Genomic DNA, 20,889 nt, shown 5'->3' on the forward strand with positions numbered 1-20,889 from the left:
CATGGAACATTATATTAGTCTGCTAGTTAAATCGATTTTCATCGAAAACATGGCGCTTTCTTTCTTCCTAGGTATGTGTACATTCCTAGCGGTATCTAAGAAAGTTAAAACTTCTTTTGGTCTTGGTGTTGCGGTAGTTGTAGTACTTACAATCGCTGTTCCTGTAAACAACCTTGTTTACACACACATCCTGAAAGAAAACGCGCTTGTTGAAGGTGTCGATTTAAGTTTCCTTAACTTCATCGCATTCATCGGTGTTATCGCGGCACTTGTACAAATCCTAGAGATGGTTCTAGACCGTTTCTTCCCACCTTTGTACAACGCACTAGGTATCTTCCTTCCACTGATCACAGTTAACTGTGCAATCTTTGGTGGTGTATCTTTCATGGTAACTCGTGACTACAACTTTGCTGAATCTGTTGTTTACGGCTTCGGTTCTGGTGTGGGTTGGATGTTAGCTATCGTTGCTCTTGCGGGTATCCGTGAGAAGATGAAGTACTCTGACGTACCTCCAGGTCTTCGTGGCCTTGGTATCACGTTCATTACTGTTGGTCTGATGGCGTTAGGCTTTATGTCTTTCTCTGGTGTTCAACTGTAGGGTAAGCACCCAGTAATAAGGAATAACAAATGCAAAGCATTATTCTTGGCGTAGCGATGTTTACCATTATTGTATTGGCTCTAGTACTAGTGATTCTTTTCGCTAAGTCTAAGCTAGTACCATCAGGTGACATCACTATTGCTGTAAACGGCGACCCTGAAAAGGCGATCGTTACTCAACCTGGTAGCAAGCTACTTGGTGCCCTAGCTGGCGCTGGTATCTTCGTATCTTCTGCTTGTGGTGGCGGTGGCTCTTGTGGTCAGTGTCGTGTAAAAGTTAAGTCTGGTGGTGGCGACATCCTTCCAACTGAACTTGATCACATCACAAAAGGTGAAGCTCGCGAAGGCGAACGTCTTGCATGTCAAGTTGCTATGAAAACTGACATGGAGATTGAACTAGACGAAGATATCTTTGGTGTTAAAAAGTGGGAATGTACTGTTATCTCGAATAACAACGAAGCTACTTTCATCAAAGAACTTGCTCTAGCGATCCCTGAAGGTGAAGAAGTTCCGTTCCGCGCGGGTGGTTACATTCAGATTGAAGCTGAACCACATCACGTGAAATACGCAGATTACGATATTCCTGAGGAATACCGTGGTGACTGGGATAAGTTCAACTTGTTCCGTTACGAGTCTATCGTTAAAGAGCATTCGATCCGTGCTTACTCAATGGCTTCATACCCAGAAGAGAAAGGCATCATCAAGCTTAACGTGCGTATCGCAACTCCGCCGCCAAACAACCCTGACGTAGCTCCTGGTGTGATGTCTTCATACATCTGGTCTCTTAAAGAAGGCGACAAATGTACTATTTCTGGTCCATTTGGTGAGTTCTTTGCTAAAGACACAGACAATGAAATGGTATTCATCGGTGGTGGTGCAGGTATGGCGCCAATGCGTTCACATATCTTCGACCAACTTAAGCGTCTTAACTCTACTCGTAAGATGTCTTACTGGTACGGTGCACGTTCTAAGCGTGAGATGTTCTACATTGAAGACTTCGATGGCCTAGCGGCTGCAAACGAGAACTTCGTGTGGCACTGTGCTCTGTCTGATCCTCAACCAGAGGACAACTGGGACGGTTACACAGGTTTCATCCACAACGTATTGTACGAAAACTACCTGAAGGATCACGAAGCTCCTGAAGACTGTGAGTACTACATGTGTGGTCCACCAATGATGAACGCGGCTGTTATCGGCATGCTGAAAGATCTTGGTGTAGAAGATGAAAACATCCTACTAGATGACTTCGGTGGTTAATCCATTTAAGTGATTGATATTATGGCTGACTCTCACGAGTCAGCCATTTGTTTTTCTAAGACTATTTTTGACAACATACTGGCTTATATAAGAAAGAGTAAGGCATTCAAAATACCTATTTTTTACTCTTATTTTTCCTTATATAAATCCTCAACATTAGACAGGAGTAAGCAAGTGAGAATTTGGCTTGTTGCATTAACTTCTTTGATTTTTCTTGCGGGCTGTGAGCAGGCAAGAGAGCAAGTGCATTTAAGTGGCCCGACTATGGGCACCAGTTACAATATTAAATACATCAATGGTGATGAATTTCCCGAGTCTAATGAAGTTCATACAGAGATCGATCGTCTACTTGAAGAAGTGAATGATCAAATGTCGACTTACCGTGAAGATTCAGAGCTGAGCCGTTTCAACCAACACAAAGGCGCTGACGCATTCGAAGTCTCTGAACAAACCGCTATCGTTGTGAAAGAAGCCATTCGTTTGAACGGTCTTACTGAAGGTGCGTTGGACGTTACGGTTGGTCCATTAGTTAATCTTTGGGGTTTTGGTCCTGAAGCGCGTCCGGAAGTGGTTCCATCAGATGAAGAGCTTGCTGCTCGTAAAGCTAAGGTTGGTATTCACCACTTGAGCGTTGAAGGCAACAAGCTAACTAAAGACTTGCCTAATTTGTATGTCGACCTGTCAACCATTGCAAAAGGTTGGGGCGTTGATGTTGTTGCTGATTACCTTGATTCAATTGGTATTCACAACTACATGGTAGAAGTCGGCGGTGAAATCCGTTTAAAAGGCCTTAACCGCGAAAGTGTAGGCTGGCGTATTGCCATCGAAAAGCCAAGTATTGACGAACGCAACATTCAAGAGATCATCGAACCTGGTGATATGGCGATCGCAACGTCTGGTGACTACCGCAACTATTTTGAGCGTGATGGTGTTCGTTACTCACACATCATCAACCCAGAAACAGGAAAGCCTCTTCATCATAAAGTGGTTTCTGTGACTGTTTTAAACCCGTCTTCAATGACTGCAGACGGCTTATCTACGGGCCTTATGGTCTTAGGTGAGGAAAAAGGAATGGAAGTCGCAAACCAACATAACATCCCAGTGTTCATGGTGGTAAAAACAGCAGATGGCTTTAAAGAAATTGCTTCTGAAGCATTTAAGCCATACTTAGGTAAATAAGGTAAGCGAGATAATTATGAATACATTTCTGATTACATTTGGTGTTTTTCTTGCAGTAATCGCAGCGATGTCAATTGGCTACATTATCCAAAAGAAAGTTGTGAAAGGTAGCTGTGGCGGTTTGGGTGCTGTTGGTATTGATAAAGTATGTAACTGCCCTGAACCTTGTGACGCGCGTAAGAAGCGTGAAGCACGTGAAGCTTACCGTGAAGAGAAGCTGGCTGAGCGTCAACAAAAAGAAGCGGCTTGGAGTAAAGACCGTATCGCTTAATTGGTGACAGTCATAAGGGGTAGAGTTATCTATGCCCTTAAATTGAAAAGCTCAAGATTACCGTCTTGAGCTTTTTTAGTTTTGAAGTCTAGCAATTAATCTTGGCATACTAAAAATGGAAACAAAACCGAATGACTATTGTTCGATTTGCATGCTGTTGCGCGCAAAGACTAGCTGGTTTCTACCTTGCTCTTTTGCCGTATAAAGAAGCTCATCAGCGGCTTTGATCTGTTCATCTAACTTGGCGTCTAAATCGGTTACGCCGATACTGATACTGACCTTGATTTTTTGAGAGTCATGCTCAACAACATGGCTTTCAATGGCTTCTCTCATGGACTCTAAGTTGTCAACAAAGCTCTCAAACGCACCGCACGACTGAATACAAAACTCTTCACCACCGAAGCGCACAGCGACATCGTCTTTGAAATGATCTTTGATGATTTTCCCTACATCGATCAGCACGGCATCGCCACCATCGTGGCCAAAGGTGTCATTCACTTTCTTAAAGAAGTCGATGTCCATCATCGCGATGTTTCGTTGATCGCAGCCCTTACAAGGGTGACTGAACAGGTAGCGGCGATTCCATAAGCCAGTAAGAGCATCCTCGTTGGCATGTCGAAATAGCTCATTAGCCGCTTCTTTCATATCAAGCAGCTGATGGATACGGCAGAAAAACTCTTCTTGGTTAAAAGGCTTGTAAAGGAAATCGTTAGCCCCCGCTTTAAGGAATCGAGCTGTCATGGTGCGATCATCGCTGCCCGATAATCCTAGAATAGCCAACTGGTTTCTGTCGTGATCGCGTCGAATCTCACGGATCATCGCTATACCGTCTTTCTTAGGCATATCATGGTCTGTAACAACGAATGTAATATCGGGGTCGTTATGAAGAAGCTTTAATGCTTGTTCGCCATCTTCGGCTTGGATTGTTTGGATGTATTGGTGTTCTAGAAGTTGAACTATGTAACGGCGAACGACCGCTGAATCATCGACAACCAATGCTTTGTGGTGGCGATTATTCGAAATTCTTTGAACTAGAGGGAGTAGGTAGCTTACTGATGACATACTATCTTTAAGTATGTAATCAATAACGCCTTTGGCTAGGACTTGCTCTCGCAGTTGATTGTCGAACATCCCGGTCAGAACAATGATTTTCTGTTGGTAGCCTAAGACGAGGTCAATGATCTCACCGTCTTGCCCGTCAGGTAAGCAGTAATCCAATACGGCACACAAGAAATCCGTCTCTTGTTCCAATATGTTTTTTGCTTCCGCAATCGATTCAGCAACTGCTACCTCATAACCGCTATTTTTCAGCTGTTGGTACAGGTAGTTGCGAAATGCTCGGCTATCTTCCACCACTAGTATTTTTTCACTCACAAGCGATCCCTACTTATAGACTAAATACTCGTTAACAATAGTATCAGAAGAGCTCATGGCTATTGAAGCGAAACCTCTTTAGCTGGACTCGAGATCGTTTTAAATCTGATAATAATTGGATTATACTGTTTATAGATACAGTTGTAAGGTCGAGTGATTTCTAGATGTGTAGCGCGGGTGAAGAGAAAGTAAGAAAAATAATTCATGTTGATATGGATTGTTTTTACGCGGCTGTAGAAATGCGTGATAACCCTGCTTACCGAAATCGCCCGTTAGCTGTTGGTGGGCATGAAAAGCAACGCGGTGTTTTGAGCACCTGTAATTACGAAGCCCGCAAGTTTGGTGTTCGCTCTGCAATGCCGACCGGAAAAGCCCTACAGCTTTGTCCTAATCTATTGGTTGTGCCGGGAAGAATGTCGGTCTATGTCGAGATATCTAATAAGATCCGCGAAATCTTCTCTCGATACACATCAATCATTGAACCTCTTTCTTTGGATGAAGCTTTCCTAGATGTTACCGATTCTAAGCAGTGTCACGGTTCAGCAACACTCATTGCCGAGTCGATTCGCCGTGATATTTGGAACGAACTGAACCTGACAGCTTCTGCAGGAATTGCACCGATTAAATTTTTGGCGAAAGTGGCCTCGGATCTGAATAAGCCCAATGGTCAGTTTGTTATACCTCCACAGGAGGTTCAATCAGTGATTGATGAGCTGCCACTTGAAAAGATTCCCGGTGTCGGCAAGGTGAGCATTGAAAAGCTGCATCAAGCGGGTTTCTTTACTTGTAAGGATATCAAGGAGTCTGACTATCGAGACCTGCTACTCAAGTTTGGCCGTCAAGGTGCATCACTTTGGAAGCGCAGTCATGGCATTGATGATCGAGAAGTTATCATCGAACGCGAGCGAAAATCAGTAGGCGTAGAGCGCACCTTTACCCAAAATATTTCAACCTACGCTGAATGTTGGCAGGTAATCGAAGATAAGCTGTTTCCTGAACTCGAAACTCGCTTAGAAAAAGCCAGCCCAAGTAAAGCGATCATTAAGCAGGGCATTAAGCTCAAGTTCGCTGATTTTCAACAAACCACGATTGAACACATCCATGCCTCTCTCGATCGTGAACACTTCAAAGAACTTTTAAGTGAAATACTGAAAAGACAACAGGGGCGAGAAATACGTCTGCTTGGTTTAAGCGTAATGCTACAACCCAAAGACCAAATGCGTCAGCTGAGTTTCTTCTAGGGCATTGTTTATTGGGCACCCCTCATATGACTTTCGTGGTGCGACATATTTCCCAATATGTATCGGCGTTCGTTACTCGAACGCCTTATTAAGCGTGTTTTGTTTGGATTATTAGCGAAGTTATTGTGAGTCTCGGCCTCTGTTACCTATCTGACTAATATTGAAAAAGGCTAACACCTCTTTGAGTTCTGCCGTTTTTTCTGAAATAACGATATTGGCGTCTTGAGTATGTTGAGCACTGGTTACACTGTTTTTTACTGTTGTGTTAATACCTTCAATACGTTCGGTAATATCTTGCGTCACGATACTTTGCTCTTCTGAGGCAGAAGATACCATGGTGTTCATTTCAGATATTTCTATAACTTGTTGTCTGATATCGGAGAAGGCTTGTGAAAGTTCAAGCATCATTTCTTGCGAGCGTTGAACCAGTACCGTATTTGAATACATGTATTCGTCAGCTTTTCGGGACTGAGATTGAAGTTGAGTGATGATGTTTTTGATATCCACCGTAGATACTTGAGTTCTCTTTGCAAGAGATCTTACTTCATCAGCGACTACTGAAAATCCACGTCCATGTTCTCCAGCACGCGCTGCCTCTATTGCGGCATTTAAAGCAAGTAAGTTTGTTTGCTCTGATATTGAGTTGATAACTTCAACCACCGAGTTTATATGTTCAGAATGCTCCCTTAGTTCATTTACGATAATGGCTGATTCTGCCATCGCTGAACTCACATCATGATTTATATTATCGGCTTCGCTGATTACGTTGGCACTGGTTTCAATAACCTGCATAGTGGCTTTTGCCATTCTGTCTGCGTGCGCAGCGTTGTCTGATACGCTAGACGCAGCTGCTGATAACTCAGTTGCCGCAGTTGCTACTTGTTCTACATTATTAAACCCAGAGCTTGCATTGGTGTTTGTATCATCGATTAACTGTTCTATCTTAGTTTGTTGTACGGCTAAATCTGACATCTTAATATTCGACTGTTCGACAATATTAGAGATACTTTTTTGTAACCGTTGTAATGAAGTTTGTACCTGATCGAGTTCGTTATTACTTGAGTTGGACTCAATAGGAGTGAATTCGCCGACGGACATTTTTTCAAGCGTTGATACCATAATCGGTAGGTTTCTAAGCTGTCTTTGAATAGCGACATAAACAGTTATCATCAGTAAAATACCAATACATGCGAACAACCCTATGATCCCTGTCATTAGGCTTTTATTCATAGTGTCTTCATGACTTTGGTTAGTCCAAGCAAACAAGTCATAGCTATCTGTCAGTGGCTGCTTGGATACTGTGTACGGTTCGTCAGATCCCTCAGCTTTATATAGATAGGGGGTGTTGGTCAGTGTTGTAAAGTTTGGGCGTAAATCATAGATATTTTTATTCACCCAGCCTGTTTCTCTGGTTGAGGCGTCCGCCATCACAATCTCGCCATCTTTTGTTGTAATAGCAAATTCGACACCAAACTCCGGCATTAACTCAGACAGTGTTATATCAACACCAAATACTCCAACTAACTGTCCACTTCTCTTAATTGGTGCAGATACTGAAATAACTCGTTCACCTGTGTTACTAACATAGGGAGCTGATATATAGCTAGTATTGCCTTTTGCGGATATGGCGAGAAACCACTCTCTCTGCATTTCGATAACATTAAAATCCTTCACCCAGCCTTTGGATAGTGCACTAAATGGGGTGCCATTAATGTCTGCAAAATAAACATCGATAAAAGCAGGGTTTACGGAATGAACTCTATCTAGTACTCGGAGCATTCGAGATTCGTCAAAAGGGGCGTCGGTTCCGTAATATGGAAGTAGAAACGCGAATTGTTGAATCATAGACTTTGTATCTTCTAGGTTCGACTCAAACGTTTGAGAAACAACACTGACCACTTCGTCGTTATTAACTTGAATGTTTTCCCATTTCCAGTTGTTGAGATAGTGATTTGCAGATGTTAATGCGACCAAAAATAAACCGAGCATAACTATAAGAAAAGATAGAGATATCTTCTTGACCATTCTATGGTTCCTTTAATACAAAATAGGGGGTATTAATCAAAATTTGAAAGTTGGCCGATTGTTAATCAATTTGAAAGGGTGTCTAGTTTTTGAAGGTTATTGATTGTTTTTGAGGTTTTTAATGGCAGGAATGATTAAATTGGGCGCAGCTTATAGAAGATAAGAAAGCTTGAATCTCGGCGGGCTAAGGAATCTAAGCCATATGTAACCGACTAGATTTGATAACCTAGCCGGTTTTTTCTAAACAAGGAAGTTGGGTTACCTAGGAAGCTGTTTAACTCGCGCTAAGGTACCACTGAACGGTTGCTGCTCTAGCTTGCCGTAACCGACCATTTTGCTGGCTTTGAGTTTGGTTGAAAGCGGGGTGGCTATTCCACATAAGAAGCGAGTAATTGCCTCGTCGGTAATCAGTTGTTGGCTAGCAGAAATAAACTCATGTATCCATGTCATCACCGTCTCATCATCGATAGGTTCAACATCAACGGTTGGTAAGATTGCCACTTCTCCTCGACATACAGAGCAGTGACCGCAGTCTGTTGGTGCCTTATCATCGGCAAAATAACTTGCAAGGCGTGAGCTTAGGCAAGTATCCGCCTCAAAGAAATTCAGCATTTGGTTAAGGCGGTTTATCTCGCTGTTTTCTTTTGCTTTAAACAACTCAGTTAGACGCTCTGACAGTTGCATCATATCTTCAGAAGTATTATGGATCGCGTAGACATCGGTGATCTGCTTGCTTTCTAGTTCAATCCAACCTTGTTCATTGAAGTAGTCGATAGCCGCAATCACACGCTGGCGATCGGCTTGGAAGTGAGTCCAAAGTGCATCGAAGTCGACTTGGCACCACACTCTTGCTTGAGGAGAGCATTGGAAAATAGCTTCGACAAATTGACGACGTTCACTTTGGAACTGTTCGGTGATTTGTTGTTTCGGGCGAATGAACTTAAATTTGTAGTCTGCGAAGTAGCTGTACTTGGGCTCAATCACGCCTTCAATTTCCAGATATACCAACAGTGTTTTTAGCGGTAACTGACGAATGTTGGATTCACGTGATAGTTGGTTAAGCATGATCTCCCATTGATTCGAGCCAGAAGCGCCAATGTTTTGATTTTCGTAAATTTCTTTTAATACCGCTTGGATCGATATGTTGTCTGGCGTATCACCAAAAACGAAGTTCTCGAGTGTGCTCAAACCATGTTTGTTAGCCAGTAAAATACATTCAGACGCTTGCCCATCTCGGCCAGCTCTGCCGATCTCTTGTGAGTAGTTCTCTATCGATTTTGGTAAGTCAAAGTGAATCACTCGGCGAATATTGGACTTATCCACGCCCATACCAAACGCAATGGTTGCCACGATACAACTCACTTCATCATTCATGAATTGATGTTGAATTGCATCTCGGTTTTCAGGCTTGAGACCCGCATGGTAAGCCACTGCATTAACGCCAGCGTTACGAAGTTGCTGAGCTACCATCTCTGCTGTTTGTTGAAGGGTGACATAAACAATAGTAGGAGCGAGAGAAGCTTGGTTAACCACATTGCACAAGGTTTCTAACTTGCTGGTTTGTTCACAAGGTTGAATCGACAGATCGAGGTTTTGACGATAGAAGCCCGTAACAACAACGCGCTCCTCATCAATTTCAAACTTTGACTTCATATCTTGGATAACCGATGTGGTCGCAGTGGCTGTCAGTAGCAGAACCTGAGGAATATTGAGCTGCTTTTGGTATTGAGGAAGCTTCAGGTAATCTGGTCTGAAGTTGTGTCCCCATTCTGAAATACAGTGCGCTTCATCTACCACCAGTAACGAGATCGGCACTTGGGAGATAAACTGACGAAAGCGTTCGTTCTTCAAGCGCTCAACGGAGATCATGAGGATCTTGGTGTCTCCGTTACGTACCGACTGCATAACCTGTTGTGTGGTTTGTCTGTCTTGGCTTGATTCGATTGCAGCTGCACTAATGCCTTTATTGTGCAGGAAAGCGAGTTGGTCTTTCATTAAAGCTAACAGTGGCGATATCACCAAGGTTAAGTGCGGTAACTCTAGTGCTGGTAATTGATAGCACAGCGATTTACCTGAGCCTGTCGGGAATATCGCGGCAGTCGAGTGACCAGATAGAACGTTATCAATGACTTGCTTTTGCCCATTACGCAGTGAGTCGAATCCGAATACTTGTTTTAGCTTCTGCTCAATCATTTATGTTCTACCTGAGTTATTAAGTGTCGTATTGATGCTAAAGCGGGCGCCTATTCATGATAGCGTCGCTTGATGAATCAAATGTCTTGCACCTGATTGTACCTAATTCTATTCTGTAGCTCCTATAGAAAAGCACCCCAATAGTATGAATAAGTCTGAGCTTCGCCAAATAATCATAGAGCAACTCGAATCCCGATTATGTATCGCACAATCTGCGACTCAGCGTGCGATTGATGCTGCGACCGATGAAGAGACAGTGCCTGAGCATAAGTACGATACATTGGCACTAGAAGCTTCGTATCTCGCCCATGGTCAAGCGGTGAGGGTGCAAGAGTGTGAGGACGACATTCAGTGTTATCGCAACTTAGTACTGCGTGATAGTGAGAAGATTGCAGTGAGCAGCTACGTTGTGGTCATTGACGAGCATGATCAATATAAACATTTCTTTATGGGGCCGAGAGTCGGCGGACTTTCTGTCACGTGGAATGAAAATGAGGTAGCTATTGTGACGGCGAATGCGCCTTTTGGTCAGGCTCTAATGGGTAAAGAAGTTGGCGATGAGATTGAATTTAAGGTCGCTGATAAACAGTTTTGCTATGAGGTTATCTCTATCGACTAACTGGTTGATTAGTAGATATTAAACGTTTCTCTGACAAAGAAGCATAATCCAAGGGTATAGTAATCTGTCAGATTGATGAGAGGATGTTATGAAAAACAATGTATTAATTGCATCACTAACAGCGGTTATCGCTGTTGTGAGCCTGCCAACGTTTGCTGCTCAGTGTCGAGTTGATTTGAAAAATGAACTAAGAATCGATGATCAAAAAGTCGAAATCCATCAAGTGAATGGTGATACGGCCGTTTTTGATGATAACAACGACCTCTATATCCATGGTGAGAAGGTTGAGCTTGATGCCGACCAACAAGCGGCGATTGAGAAATATCGCGAAAATATGAGTGAGTACTTACCTCGAGCGAAACAAATGGCCAACGATAGCTTAGCGTTAGCCAATGACGTGATTGATGATATCGCGGCTAGCCTGGATTCACCTGAGTCATTTGATAACGTAAAAGAATCAATGAAAACCTACTTTGCAGAACTGGAAGCGCGTTACTACAAAGATGGCGAGTTAGTGTTACCAGCAGAAAGCTTTGATTCTATGGCCAATGGCTGGTCTGAAGATTTCGAGAAGGCAAAAGAGATCTTTAACCAAGAATTTATCTCTAGTGCTTTTAATGCGATGTCAGAAAAGATGAAACAAGACGGTGGCCTAAACCTGACTGAATTAGCTGACAGCATGGCTGAATTAAAGCTGAAAGTTGAAGAGCGAATGAAAGAACACTCTCAACAAGTACAAGAGGAAGCGAGTGAGTTCTGTGATTCTCTTGATGAGATGGCGGAACAAGAACAAGAGTTGCATGAAATCATTCCGAACCTAAAAGACTATCAAGTATTCACAATTTAATTCGAGTCTAGTGATGAATAGCAAGAGCACCGGTTGGTGCTCTTTTTGTTTGTATAAATGGAACCACACAGCGAGTATTTATCTCTATTTAATCCATTTCCTTCTCAAGCCTTCCACTTCGCTTTGTTTCTTATAATTGAACGATAACACCAGTAGGTTGTTAATTTTGTGGTTCTAAATAGCGCATTGATTGTAAAAATCAGAGAATTGTTCATTTATTAGTTGTGCCTATCATTGCTTTTTATTACTGTACTTCTCAACTAGTTCACTGATTTTCAATGCGGGCGATATGGACCAACAATCTTCCTCTTCAAGAGAGCACTTTAGCTCTCGTTTAGGCTTTATTTTAGCAGCGGCTGGTGCAGCGGTTGGCTTGGGTAATATTTGGGGTTTCCCGACTCAAGTTGCCAGCAATGGTGGTGGCGCTTTCCTTTTAGTCTATTTGATCATGATCTTCGTGGTTGCTTTCCCAATGCTGGTGGTAGAGATGGCTATCGGCCGTCACGGCCAAGCAAACCCAGTTGATAGTATGCGATCTTTGACGACAAACCCTTTGGGTAAGAAAGTCGGTGAGTTTGTCGGCTGGATTGGACTGAGTGTACCAAGCGCAGTGTTGGCGTTTTACAGTATTGTTGGTGGTTGGTTGATCTGCTTTCTCATTGGTGCGGTCGCGGATCTTATCGGCCTAGAAGCGATTGCTGATTGGTTTAAAGGCTTCAGTGTTGAGCGCAACGTATTTGGTACCGTCGCGTTCTATGTACTGACTATCTTGATTGTGCAGGGCGGTGTTAAGCAAGGCATCGAGAAGTGGTCGACTCGTCTGATGCCTGCGCTGTTTGTTTTATTTGGCTTATTGTTCGTGTACATCATGACGCAATCTGGCGCGATGGAAGGCCTAAAACATTACCTAGTTCCGGACTTTGAGAAAGTGTGGGATAGAAAACTGATTCTGGCGGCAATGGGACAGGGGTTCTTCTCACTCACTATTGGCGGTTGCTCGATGTTGGTTTATGGCTCTTACTTAAGCAAGAAAGAGAACCTACCAAAAATGGCGATGAACGTGACTCTGGTGGATACTGCTGTCGCTTTTATTGCTGGATTAGTGGTGATGCCAGCAATGTTTGTTGCGATGCAAAAAGGCGTACAAATCTATGCGGAAGATGGCTCACTATTAAGTTCTGACACGCTCGTATTCACGGTTCTGCCGTTGATGTTTGATAGTTTAGGTGTGCTTGGTCAGATCTTTGCGATTGTGTTCTTCTTACTACTAACGATTGCTGCACTGACTTCTTCTATCTCGATGCTTGAAGGCCCTGTAGCGCTAGTGAGTGAGCGTTTCAATACTAGACGAACACCAACAAGCTGGGTGATTGGTGGTGCTATCGCACTGTTTAGTGTGGTGATTGTTTACAACTTTGCTGCGATGTTTGGCATGGTAGCGATGATTGCAACTCAGTACCTTCAACCCGTCGCAGCACTGATGTTCTGTGTGTTTGGTGGTTGGGTATGGAGCCGAGCTTCAAAAGTGAAAGAGCTTGAACAAGGTTGTCCGGATTTCCAATTGGGTTGGTTTGGTAAGGTTTGGCCAATGTATGTGAAGTTTGTGTGCCCAATCTTGGTAGCAACGGTTATCTGGGCTTCTTTCGGTTAACGCTGAACCCTATCAGGACTCCCTAAACCCTCAAAACTTGAAATATTAAGCACAAAGCCACTCATAAGGAGTGGCTTTGTTGTTTTTAGCGGCGCGAACAAGATAGAAAAAAGGCGCTGAACATAATATTCAGCGCCTTTGCATTGTTCGTTAAGCAACCGTGATTACTTAATTTCCATACCTTGAGCTTGCAAGTCCGCATGGTAAGAAGAACGTACAAACGGGCCACACGCTGCGTGCGTGAAGCCTAGCTCTAGAGCAATCTCTTTCAGCTCATCGAACTCAGAAGGCGGCACGTAGCGTTCTACTGGTAAGTGGTGACGGCTTGGTGCTAGGTATTGGCCTAGTGTCAGCATAGTCACACCATGTTCGCGAAGGTCTTTCAGTACTTGAACGATCTCTTCTTTCGTCTCGCCAAGACCCATCATCACACCTGATTTTGTTGGGATGTCAGGATGTTGCTCTTTGAATTTCTTAAGTAGATCAAGAGACCACTTGTAGTTCGCACCTGGACGCGCTTTACGGTACAGACGTGGCGCTGTCTCTAGGTTGTGGTTGAAAACATCTGGCGGGTTGTCTTTCATTAGATCAAGTGCAACGTCCATACGACCGCGGAAGTCTGGAACCAGTGTTTCGATACGAATATTTGGGTTTAGTTCGCGAATCTCACGGTTACAGTCAGCAAAGTGCTGAGCACCGCCGTCACGCAAGTCATCACGGTCAACTGAAGTGATTACAACGTACTTCAGTTTCATGTCTTTAATCGTCTTAGCCAGCTTCTTCGGCTCTTCAGCTTCAGGAGCAACAGGACGACCATGGGCAACATCACAGAACGGGCAGCGACGAGTACAGATAGCGCCAAGAATCATAAACGTTGCCGTACCGTGGTTGAAACACTCGGCTAGGTTAGGGCAAGACGCTTCTTCACAAACTGAGTGCAGGTTGTTTTTACGCATTGCTGATTTGATTTCTTGAATACGATGGCTGTCTGAAGGAAGTTTAATCTTCATCCATTCAGGTTTACGTAGAACTTCTTTCTGTTCAGCAGGCATATTCTTTACGGGAATTAATGCCATTTTGTCAGCGTCACGATATTTAACGCCTTTTTCCATTTGGATTGGTTTGCTCATGATTTTATGCTTCTGCTGTAATGTTACTGGTGGCTTGAATGTCTACTTGGTCATAGCCGAGTAGCTCTACGAGCTCTTGTATTAACTGTTGCTCAACGTTTTCTAGTTCACTTGGTCCGCCGAGCTGGCTTACCTGCGCCATTTCCATACCTTGGTAACCACATGGGTTAATACGTAGGAATGGAGACAGGTCCATATCGACGTTGAGTGCTAGCCCGTGGAACGAGCAGCCACGTCGAATACGTAATCCGAGTGAACAGATTTTCTTGCCATCGACATAAACACCAGGAGCGTCAGGTCGGGCAGCTGAATCTATATTGTAAGCTTTCAGAGTATTGATTACGAGGTTCTCGATATGAGTAACCAAATCACGCACTCCGAATTTCTTGCGGCGGATGTTAATCAGAAAGTAAGCCACTAATTGGCCTGGGCCGTGATAAGTCACTTGGCCACCGCGATCGCTTTGTATTACAGGGATATCACCGGCATTTAATACATGCTCGGCTTTGCCTGCTTGTCCTTGAGTGAAGACAGGGTTGTGTTCAACCAACCAAACTTGGTCTACGTCTTCTTCCGTGCGTTCGTCTGTGAACTTATGCATGGCTTTCCATACAGGTTCGTAATCCTGACGGCCTAATTTTTTTACGATTAGCTTATTTTGCAAAGCTGCACTCCCTCAAGGATTAATAAAGTGAACGCATTATAAACGCGAAACATGATTCTAACTACAGACGGACTGCAAGGTTTTTCAACTTTCTTTGTATTTATTGAAAATTAAGTTGAATGAATTTGAGCTAGATAGGGTGCTTTAAACAAAAACAGCGGCAATAAGCCGCTGTTTTTCATGTGTAATCGGAGATTACTACAGAACCATACGAACGATTTCGATCTCGCCCAGTTCTTTATAAAGAGTTTCTACTTGTTCAATTGAAGTCGCAGTAATATTGATAGAAACAGAGTGGTAGTTACCTTTCGCACTCGGTTTTAGCGTTGGGCTGTAGTCACCAGGAGCATGACGCTGGATCACTTCTAGTACTAGCTCAGTCAGTTCTGGCTTAGCGTGGCCCATTACTTTGTAAGTGAATGAACAAGGGAACTCTAAGAGGTCTTTTAGTTTTGCATCAGAATTGATGTTCATGATTAGCTCCAAAAGGCTAGACTCTCGCAAATTGGCGAAATGTCGATAAAAAGCGTGTTCGGTCAACAGACACGAGTAATAAGGCGGAATATTACGTGTAAATATCACCGAACTCAAGATCAACAAAAGCCGCACATGGCGGCTTTTGGTTCGCTAATGAGTAAATCATGAACTTACTCATTAGGTTAGCTATACAACAAGCTTAGGTTTTACCTAGAACAAACCTTTGGCTTGTTTAGAATAAACCCTTGAACAGAAGAACTAGGTAGTCCCATAGACGGCTGAATAGGCTGCCTTGGTCTACATCTTCAAGTGCTAGTAGTGGGTATTCAGCAACGTCTTCACCGTCTACTTGGTAGAATAGTTTACCAACCACATCCCCTTTGCTGATTGGCGCTTCTAGCTCTTTCTCAAGAACAAAGCTTGCCTTCAGGTTCTTAGCTTGACCACGAGGAAGCGTCACGAACGTATCTTCGTCTACACCTAGTGCAACTGTGTCCTTGCTACCCATCCAGATCTTCTCTTCTACGAAAGTTTCACCGGCTGTGTGTGGTGCCACTGTTTCAAAGAAGCGGAAGCCGTAGCTAAGCAGTTTTTTGCTTTCTGTTTTACGAGCATTAGCATTCTTGGTGCCCATAACTACAGCAACTAGGCGCATTTTGCCTTCGGTCGCTGAGCTTACTAGGCTGTAACCTGCATTGCTTGTGTGGCCCGTTTTGATGCCATCAACGTTCATGCTCTTATCCCATAACAGACCGTTACGGTTGTATTGGGTGATGCCGTTGTAAGTGAATTTTTTCTGCGAGTAGATACGGTACTCATCAGGAACGTCACGAATCAGCGCCTGGCCAAGTAGTGCCATATCGTAAGGCGTTGAGTATAGGTTCGGGTTGTCTAGACCGTGCACGTTAGCAAAGTGCGTGTCTTTCATGCCGATAGAGCTTGCCCAAGCGTTCATTAGGTCAACGAATGCATCTTCAGAGCCTGCGATGTGTTCAGCCATAGCAACACATGCATCGTTACCTGATTGAATGATGATACCGCGGTTCAGTTCTTCAACTTTAACCGTAGTGCCAACTTCAACGAACATCTTAGATGAATCTGGGAAGTTTTTAGCCCAAGCATTTTCACTGATTACAACATCGTCGTTTAGGTTGATGTTGCCACGATCGAGCTCTTGGCCGATCACGTAGCTCGTCATCATCTTGGTTAAACTTGCTGGAGAAAGCTGAGTATTCATCTCTTTCTCTGCTAGTACTTTGCCTGAATGGTAATCCATCAGAACAAAACCTTTAGCGGCGATTTGAGGTGCATCAGGAACAACAATAGGAGCGGCGAATGACGATGTAGCTATCGTTGCAGAAAGAGCAACAGAAGTAGCAAAAATCGATTTAACAAGTTTATTAGATTTAATCATTTTGAATGCAATTATTTGGTGAACTATTCATATATTAACAGAATCACTCTGTCACACCAGAGCGCTGATTACCAGAAGTAACTGTTAGATTAATTAGCGAGTTAGGGTGTGTTTTTTTATATAAGCTGACGGGTAACCCATTAGCTTAACTTGTTCTAATTTCTCTTGAGTCAGAGCATAGTCATGAAATGGCCCAATCATCAGACGGTAGTTGTCATCATTTGGCTGCAAGAACGTTGCTACTTCTAGCTTTTCGGCTAGATCTTTCGCTAACTTTTCGGTTCTATCTTCATGCGGAGATGTCGCGACTTGAATAATAAATTGCGGTAAAGCAGCTTTTTTATTTGCGTCGGTTGGCATAGCGACAGTAATGACTTCAATCTCAACATTTGCCGTGCCGGTTCTCAACACATCGAGCTTGTAAGCTGCCGCATAACTAAGGTCAATGATTCGGCCTTCATGGAATGGGCCGCGGTCATTGATACGCACAATCGTTGTTTTGTTATTGTCGGTATTCGTCACTTTTACATAGCTTGGAATTGGCAATGTTTTGTGCGCCGCAGACATCGAATACATGTCGTAGATCTCGCCATTAGACGTTAAGTGACCATGAAATTTTTTACCGTACCAGGAGGCTTTGCCTTTCTCAGTAAACCCTTCGGTCTTCTTTACGATCTTGTAGTCTTCGCCACGCAAAGTGTAATCCGTGTTACCACCTAAACTATAAGGTTCATACTGAGGGTGAGCATCCTCGAGATGCTCTACTGAGATAGGTGCATCTGGTGCTATATCTGAATCAATATCGTAGCGGCCTGTTGGCTGTTTTGAAGAACAACCATTGATTAAAATCGCTAGCCCCAAGATAGAGACTATTTTTTTGATTGGCAGCTCTTCAACCAAGGATGCTTTTTTTGGAAATGTTGTAATAGACATCGATTAGGTCGCCTTTGAGAATGCTTTTCTGTGTGTATGGATCGACATTAAAATACCAAAACCAGCCATAAGGGTAACCATTGAAGTACCGCCATAACTGACTAGAGGAAGAGGAACACCAACCACAGGTAGAATGCCACTTACCATGCCAATGTTTACAAAAATATAAACGAAGAAGCTCAGTACAATACTGCCGCCCATCATTCGACCGAATGCGGTTTGAGCTTGGCTCGCAAGCACTAAGCCACGTCCAATAATAAACAAGTAGATAGCAAGCAAGAACAATATACCAATCATGCCCCACTCTTCGGCGATGACCGCAAAAATGAAATCGGTGTGACGCTCAGGGATGAACTCTAGTTGAGATTGAGTGCCTTGCAACCAACCTTTTCCTGATATACCACCCGAACCTATCGCAATCTTACTTTGGATGATGTGGTAACCCGCACCTAATGGATCTGATTCAGGATCAAAAAGGGTTCTTACGCGTACTTTTTGATATTCACGCATCAAGAAGAACCATAAGATTGGGATAAATGCCCCCAACGCGATTGCAGCGCTAGCAATGATTTTCCAACTGATACCTGCCAGGAATATCACGAAGATACCAGATGCGGCGATAAGGATAGATGTACCTAGGTCAGGTTGCTTTGCGATTAGAATCGTCGGTACAAACACCATCACTAGCGAGATCGCTAATGTTTGGAATGTTGGTGGAAGTGAGCGCTTACCGATAAATCGTGCCAGCATCAAAGGCACCGCGAGCTTTAATAGCTCTGACGGTTGGAAGCGAACAAAGCCGAAGTTTAACCAACGTTGTGCACCTTTAGAGGCTTCACCAAAGAACAACACGCCTAATAGCAAGATGACACCACCTGCAAACAGTAGTGGTGCCAAGGTCTCATAAGTGCGAGGTGAGATTTGCGCTAGGAAGATCATCACACCTAAAGACAGAGCCATGCGCATCGCCTGGCGGTCCATCATCGCAAGGCTTTGTCCGCTTGCGCTGTACATGATCAGCAGGGCAAAGCCCATTAAAACCAGAATGCCAAGCAAAAGCGGCAGGTCGATATGCAGCCTTTCGAATAGGGCTCTATTTCGTCCAGTTGAAGGATCAAGTTTCATTATTTAATTGGCTCACTTTGATAATCTTCTGCAAGGATAATATGGTCTAAAATCCTTCTTACTACTGGGCCGCCGTTAGACGAACCGCCACCTGCGTTCTCTAGAACGATAGTCACGACGGCTTCAGGATCTTCAAAAGGCGCGTAACCCGTAAAGAGGGCGTGATCGCGTAAGTGCTCTGCGATTTCATCCGCGTTGTACTCTTCATCTTCTTTTAAGCCGAATACCTGCGCAGTACCCGATTTCCCCGCGGTTTGGTAAGACATCTTCTGGAATGAACGTCTTGCCGTACCTTTCTTACCGTGGTTAGCCAGCCTCATACCTTCCTGAGCGATATCCCAATACTTTTTCTTAACCCCGGTTAGCGGTGGGTAAGTTTCAATGTCCGACATGATTTGTTCATCGAATGGACGGCCGTTATCAATGGTTGAACGAAGTAGGTGAGGTGCGGTTACTTCACCTTCATTCACCAAAACTGATGTGGCTTTTGCAATCTGCATGGGTGTTGCAGTCCAGTAGCCTTGGCCAATGCCAACTGGGATGGTGTCACCTTGGTACCAAGGCACACGGTGTCTTGCCATCTTCCAATCACGAGTTGGCATATTGGCTTTGCTTTCTTCATAAATATCGATGCCAGTATAATCACCAAAGCCGAACATCATCATCCATTTGGATATGCGATCAATGCCCAGATCATAAGCAATTTGGTAAAAGAAAGTATCCACTGACTCTTCAATCGCTTTCTCTATATCAACGACCCCGTGTCCCCAACGCAACCAGTCACGGAATGGTCTTGTTTTTGAATTAGGGATCTTCCAATAACCTGGGTCATTACGCGTTGTATTCGGTGTAATCACACCTTCTTGCAGAGCCGCAACCGCAATGAATGGCTTGATCGTCGATGCTGGTGGATAAATACCTAGCGTAGCACGGTTAACCAAAGGGCGGTCTTTGTCTTGAAGTAGGGCGTTATAACCTTTAGACGAAATACCATGTACGAATGCATTTGGGTCGTAACTTGGGCTAGATACCATAGCTAACACGCCATTGTCTTTCGGGTCGAGAACGATAGCTGAACCACGGCGGCCATCCAGTAACTTATGCACGTATAGTTGTAGCTTGATATCCAAGTTGAGCACGATATCTTTACCCGGAACCGAAGGTACAAACTTAAGGGTACGGATCACTCGCCCACGGCTGTTAACTTCGACTTCTTGATAGCCAGCGGTACCGTGAAGCATGTCTTCGTAGTAGCGCTCAATACCAAGTTTACCGATGTCGCGAGTGGCTTGGTAATTGGCGTCTTTCTCTTCGCGAACCAGGCGCTGCATATCACGGTCATTGATGCGCGATACGTAGCCAATCACGTGAGTTAACACATCACCATAAGGGTAGAAACGTTTTAGCGTACCTGTAACTTCAACGCCTGGGAACTTATGTTGATTTACAGAGAAGATCGCAACTTGTTCTTCGGTAAGCTGATTCAGAATAGGTACTGACTTGAAGCGTCGTGAATTGCGACGATCACGATCAAATCGTTCAATACGCTCTGGCGGGATCTCGATTAATTCTTGTAGACGGACGAGCGTGTCATCCATATCTTTGATTTTTTCTGGTGTGATTTCTAGGTTGAAAACCGGGCGATTTTCGGCAAGAAGTACACCGTTGCGATCGTAAATCAAACCACGGTTGGGGGCGATTGGAACGACCTTGATACGGTTATCGTTAGAGCGGGTTTTATAGTCTTGATATTGATTGACCTGAATATTGTACAGATTAACAACCAACATCGATATCATGACTATGATCCCCGCAAACGCAACAAAAGCACGATTAGTAAATAGTCGTGCTTCTGCTTTGTAATCACGGATTTGGCTACGTTTACGTAACAT

The 20,889-nt window shown here is 43.8% G+C and carries 18 protein-coding genes; 8 read left to right on the forward strand and 10 right to left on the reverse strand.

The annotated features are described in order from the left end of the window. Position 1 precedes the first annotated feature (1 nt). The 4 genes from nqrE (at position 2) to nqrM (ending at position 3,304) form a co-directional block, all read left to right on the forward strand. On the forward strand, positions 2-598 hold the full coding sequence (gene nqrE, locus MSG34_RS22160; protein ID WP_009848375.1) for an NADH:ubiquinone reductase (Na(+)-transporting) subunit E: 597 nt from the start codon (positions 2-4) through the stop codon (positions 596-598). Positions 599-627: 29 nt separating this feature from the next. Next, positions 628-1,854 carry an NADH:ubiquinone reductase (Na(+)-transporting) subunit F gene (nqrF, locus tag MSG34_RS22165; RefSeq protein WP_017631923.1) on the forward strand — a complete coding sequence of 409 codons (1,227 nt, stop codon included), beginning with the start codon at positions 628-630 and terminating at the stop codon, positions 1,852-1,854. 174 nt (positions 1,855-2,028) lie between these two features. Continuing rightward, complete coding sequence (locus MSG34_RS22170; RefSeq protein WP_048607978.1) at positions 2,029-3,033, forward strand: FAD:protein FMN transferase; 1,005 nt, start codon at positions 2,029-2,031, stop codon at positions 3,031-3,033. A gap of 16 nt (positions 3,034-3,049) precedes the next feature. Next, entirely contained in the window at positions 3,050-3,304 is a 255-nt protein-coding gene (gene nqrM / locus MSG34_RS22175) for a (Na+)-NQR maturation NqrM (protein WP_009848378.1), read from the forward strand. 135 nt (positions 3,305-3,439) lie between these two features. On the opposite strand, the gene MSG34_RS22180 is transcribed toward nqrM, so the two are convergent. Next, a complete protein-coding gene (locus tag MSG34_RS22180; protein ID WP_248339424.1) occupies positions 3,440-4,678 on the reverse strand; it encodes a response regulator in 1,239 nt (412 codons plus the stop codon). A gap of 164 nt (positions 4,679-4,842) precedes the next feature. Between MSG34_RS22180 and dinB the strand changes: the two genes are divergently transcribed. Further along, entirely contained in the window at positions 4,843-5,919 is a 1,077-nt protein-coding gene (gene dinB / locus MSG34_RS22185) for a DNA polymerase IV (protein ID WP_248339425.1), read from the forward strand. 120 nt (positions 5,920-6,039) lie between these two features. Here dinB and MSG34_RS22190 read toward each other — a convergent pair whose 3' ends face one another. Both MSG34_RS22190 and MSG34_RS22195 read right to left on the reverse strand, forming a co-directional pair. Further along, entirely contained in the window at positions 6,040-7,944 is a 1,905-nt protein-coding gene (locus MSG34_RS22190; protein ID WP_248339426.1) for a methyl-accepting chemotaxis protein, read from the reverse strand. Positions 7,945-8,202: 258 nt separating this feature from the next. Then, positions 8,203-10,137 (reverse strand): RecQ family ATP-dependent DNA helicase, encoded by a 1,935-nt coding sequence (locus MSG34_RS22195; RefSeq protein ID WP_248339427.1) that lies wholly within the window; start codon positions 10,135-10,137, stop codon positions 8,203-8,205. A gap of 145 nt (positions 10,138-10,282) precedes the next feature. Here MSG34_RS22195 and MSG34_RS22200 point away from each other — a divergent pair, with 145 nt between their 5' ends. The 3 genes from MSG34_RS22200 to MSG34_RS22210 all read left to right on the forward strand — a co-directional run bounded on the left by MSG34_RS22200 (position 10,283) and on the right by MSG34_RS22210 (position 13,254). Continuing rightward, positions 10,283-10,756 (forward strand): GreA/GreB family elongation factor, encoded by a 474-nt coding sequence (locus tag MSG34_RS22200; protein ID WP_248339428.1) that lies wholly within the window; start codon positions 10,283-10,285, stop codon positions 10,754-10,756. 88 nt (positions 10,757-10,844) lie between these two features. Further along, on the forward strand, positions 10,845-11,603 hold the full coding sequence (locus MSG34_RS22205) for a YggN family protein (protein WP_248339429.1): 759 nt from the start codon (positions 10,845-10,847) through the stop codon (positions 11,601-11,603). A gap of 289 nt (positions 11,604-11,892) precedes the next feature. Further along, positions 11,893-13,254 carry a sodium-dependent transporter gene (locus MSG34_RS22210; protein ID WP_048614238.1) on the forward strand — a complete coding sequence of 454 codons (1,362 nt, stop codon included), beginning with the start codon at positions 11,893-11,895 and terminating at the stop codon, positions 13,252-13,254. A gap of 164 nt (positions 13,255-13,418) precedes the next feature. On the opposite strand, the gene lipA is transcribed toward MSG34_RS22210, so the two are convergent. The 7 genes from lipA to mrdA all read right to left on the reverse strand — a co-directional run bounded on the left by lipA (position 13,419) and on the right by mrdA (position 20,889). Continuing rightward, positions 13,419-14,384, reverse strand: coding sequence for a lipoyl synthase (lipA, locus tag MSG34_RS22215; RefSeq protein WP_017059920.1), 966 nt, complete (start codon positions 14,382-14,384; stop codon positions 13,419-13,421). A 4-nt stretch (positions 14,385-14,388) separates the two neighbouring features. After that, entirely contained in the window at positions 14,389-15,048 is a 660-nt protein-coding gene (gene lipB, locus MSG34_RS22220; RefSeq protein WP_004737632.1) for a lipoyl(octanoyl) transferase LipB, read from the reverse strand. Positions 15,049-15,246: 198 nt separating this feature from the next. After that, entirely contained in the window at positions 15,247-15,525 is a 279-nt protein-coding gene (gene ybeD / locus MSG34_RS22225; protein WP_026084358.1) for a DUF493 family protein YbeD, read from the reverse strand. A gap of 232 nt (positions 15,526-15,757) precedes the next feature. Beyond that, entirely contained in the window at positions 15,758-16,939 is a 1,182-nt protein-coding gene (locus tag MSG34_RS22230; protein WP_017062336.1) for a serine hydrolase, read from the reverse strand. A 93-nt stretch (positions 16,940-17,032) separates the two neighbouring features. Further along, positions 17,033-17,872: a septal ring lytic transglycosylase RlpA family protein gene (locus tag MSG34_RS22235; protein WP_019820805.1), complete on the reverse strand. Its 840-nt coding sequence runs from the start codon at positions 17,870-17,872 to the stop codon at positions 17,033-17,035. Positions 17,873-17,875: 3 nt separating this feature from the next. Then, entirely contained in the window at positions 17,876-18,997 is a 1,122-nt protein-coding gene (gene rodA / locus MSG34_RS22240) for a rod shape-determining protein RodA (protein WP_048607962.1), read from the reverse strand. After that, positions 18,997-20,889, reverse strand: a complete 1,893-nt coding sequence (gene mrdA / locus MSG34_RS22245) for a penicillin-binding protein 2 (RefSeq protein WP_048607956.1) — start codon at positions 20,887-20,889, stop codon at positions 18,997-18,999. Before mrdA ends, rodA begins: the two co-directional genes overlap by 1 nt.

The organism is Vibrio sp. 1CM2L, assembly GCF_023161695.1.
GTDB classification, from domain to species: domain Bacteria; phylum Pseudomonadota; class Gammaproteobacteria; order Enterobacterales; family Vibrionaceae; genus Vibrio; species Vibrio coralliirubri.

Excerpts from the sequence above, each read along its gene's own strand:
- nqrE (WP_009848375.1), top strand. The coding sequence starts at position 2 with ATGGAACATTATATTAGTCTGCTAGTTAAATCGATTTTCATCGAAAAC.
- nqrF (WP_017631923.1), top strand. The coding sequence starts at position 628 with ATGCAAAGCATTATTCTTGGCGTAGCGATGTTTACCATTATTGTATTG.
- nqrM (WP_009848378.1), top strand. The coding sequence starts at position 3,050 with ATGAATACATTTCTGATTACATTTGGTGTTTTTCTTGCAGTAATCGCA.
- dinB (WP_248339425.1), top strand. The coding sequence starts at position 4,843 with ATGTGTAGCGCGGGTGAAGAGAAAGTAAGAAAAATAATTCATGTTGAT.
- MSG34_RS22190 (WP_248339426.1), bottom strand. The coding sequence starts at position 7,944 with ATGGTCAAGAAGATATCTCTATCTTTTCTTATAGTTATGCTCGGTTTA.
- MSG34_RS22195 (WP_248339427.1), bottom strand. The coding sequence starts at position 10,137 with ATGATTGAGCAGAAGCTAAAACAAGTATTCGGATTCGACTCACTGCGT.
- MSG34_RS22200 (WP_248339428.1), top strand. The coding sequence starts at position 10,283 with ATGAATAAGTCTGAGCTTCGCCAAATAATCATAGAGCAACTCGAATCC.
- MSG34_RS22205 (WP_248339429.1), top strand. The coding sequence starts at position 10,845 with ATGAAAAACAATGTATTAATTGCATCACTAACAGCGGTTATCGCTGTT.
- MSG34_RS22210 (WP_048614238.1), top strand. The coding sequence starts at position 11,893 with ATGGACCAACAATCTTCCTCTTCAAGAGAGCACTTTAGCTCTCGTTTA.
- lipA (WP_017059920.1), bottom strand. The coding sequence starts at position 14,384 with ATGAGCAAACCAATCCAAATGGAAAAAGGCGTTAAATATCGTGACGCT.
- MSG34_RS22230 (WP_017062336.1), bottom strand. The coding sequence starts at position 16,939 with ATGATTAAATCTAATAAACTTGTTAAATCGATTTTTGCTACTTCTGTT.
- MSG34_RS22235 (WP_019820805.1), bottom strand. The coding sequence starts at position 17,872 with ATGTCTATTACAACATTTCCAAAAAAAGCATCCTTGGTTGAAGAGCTG.
- rodA (WP_048607962.1), bottom strand. The coding sequence starts at position 18,997 with ATGAAACTTGATCCTTCAACTGGACGAAATAGAGCCCTATTCGAAAGG.
- mrdA (WP_048607956.1), bottom strand. The coding sequence starts at position 20,889 with ATGTTACGTAAACGTAGCCAAATCCGTGATTACAAAGCAGAAGCACGA.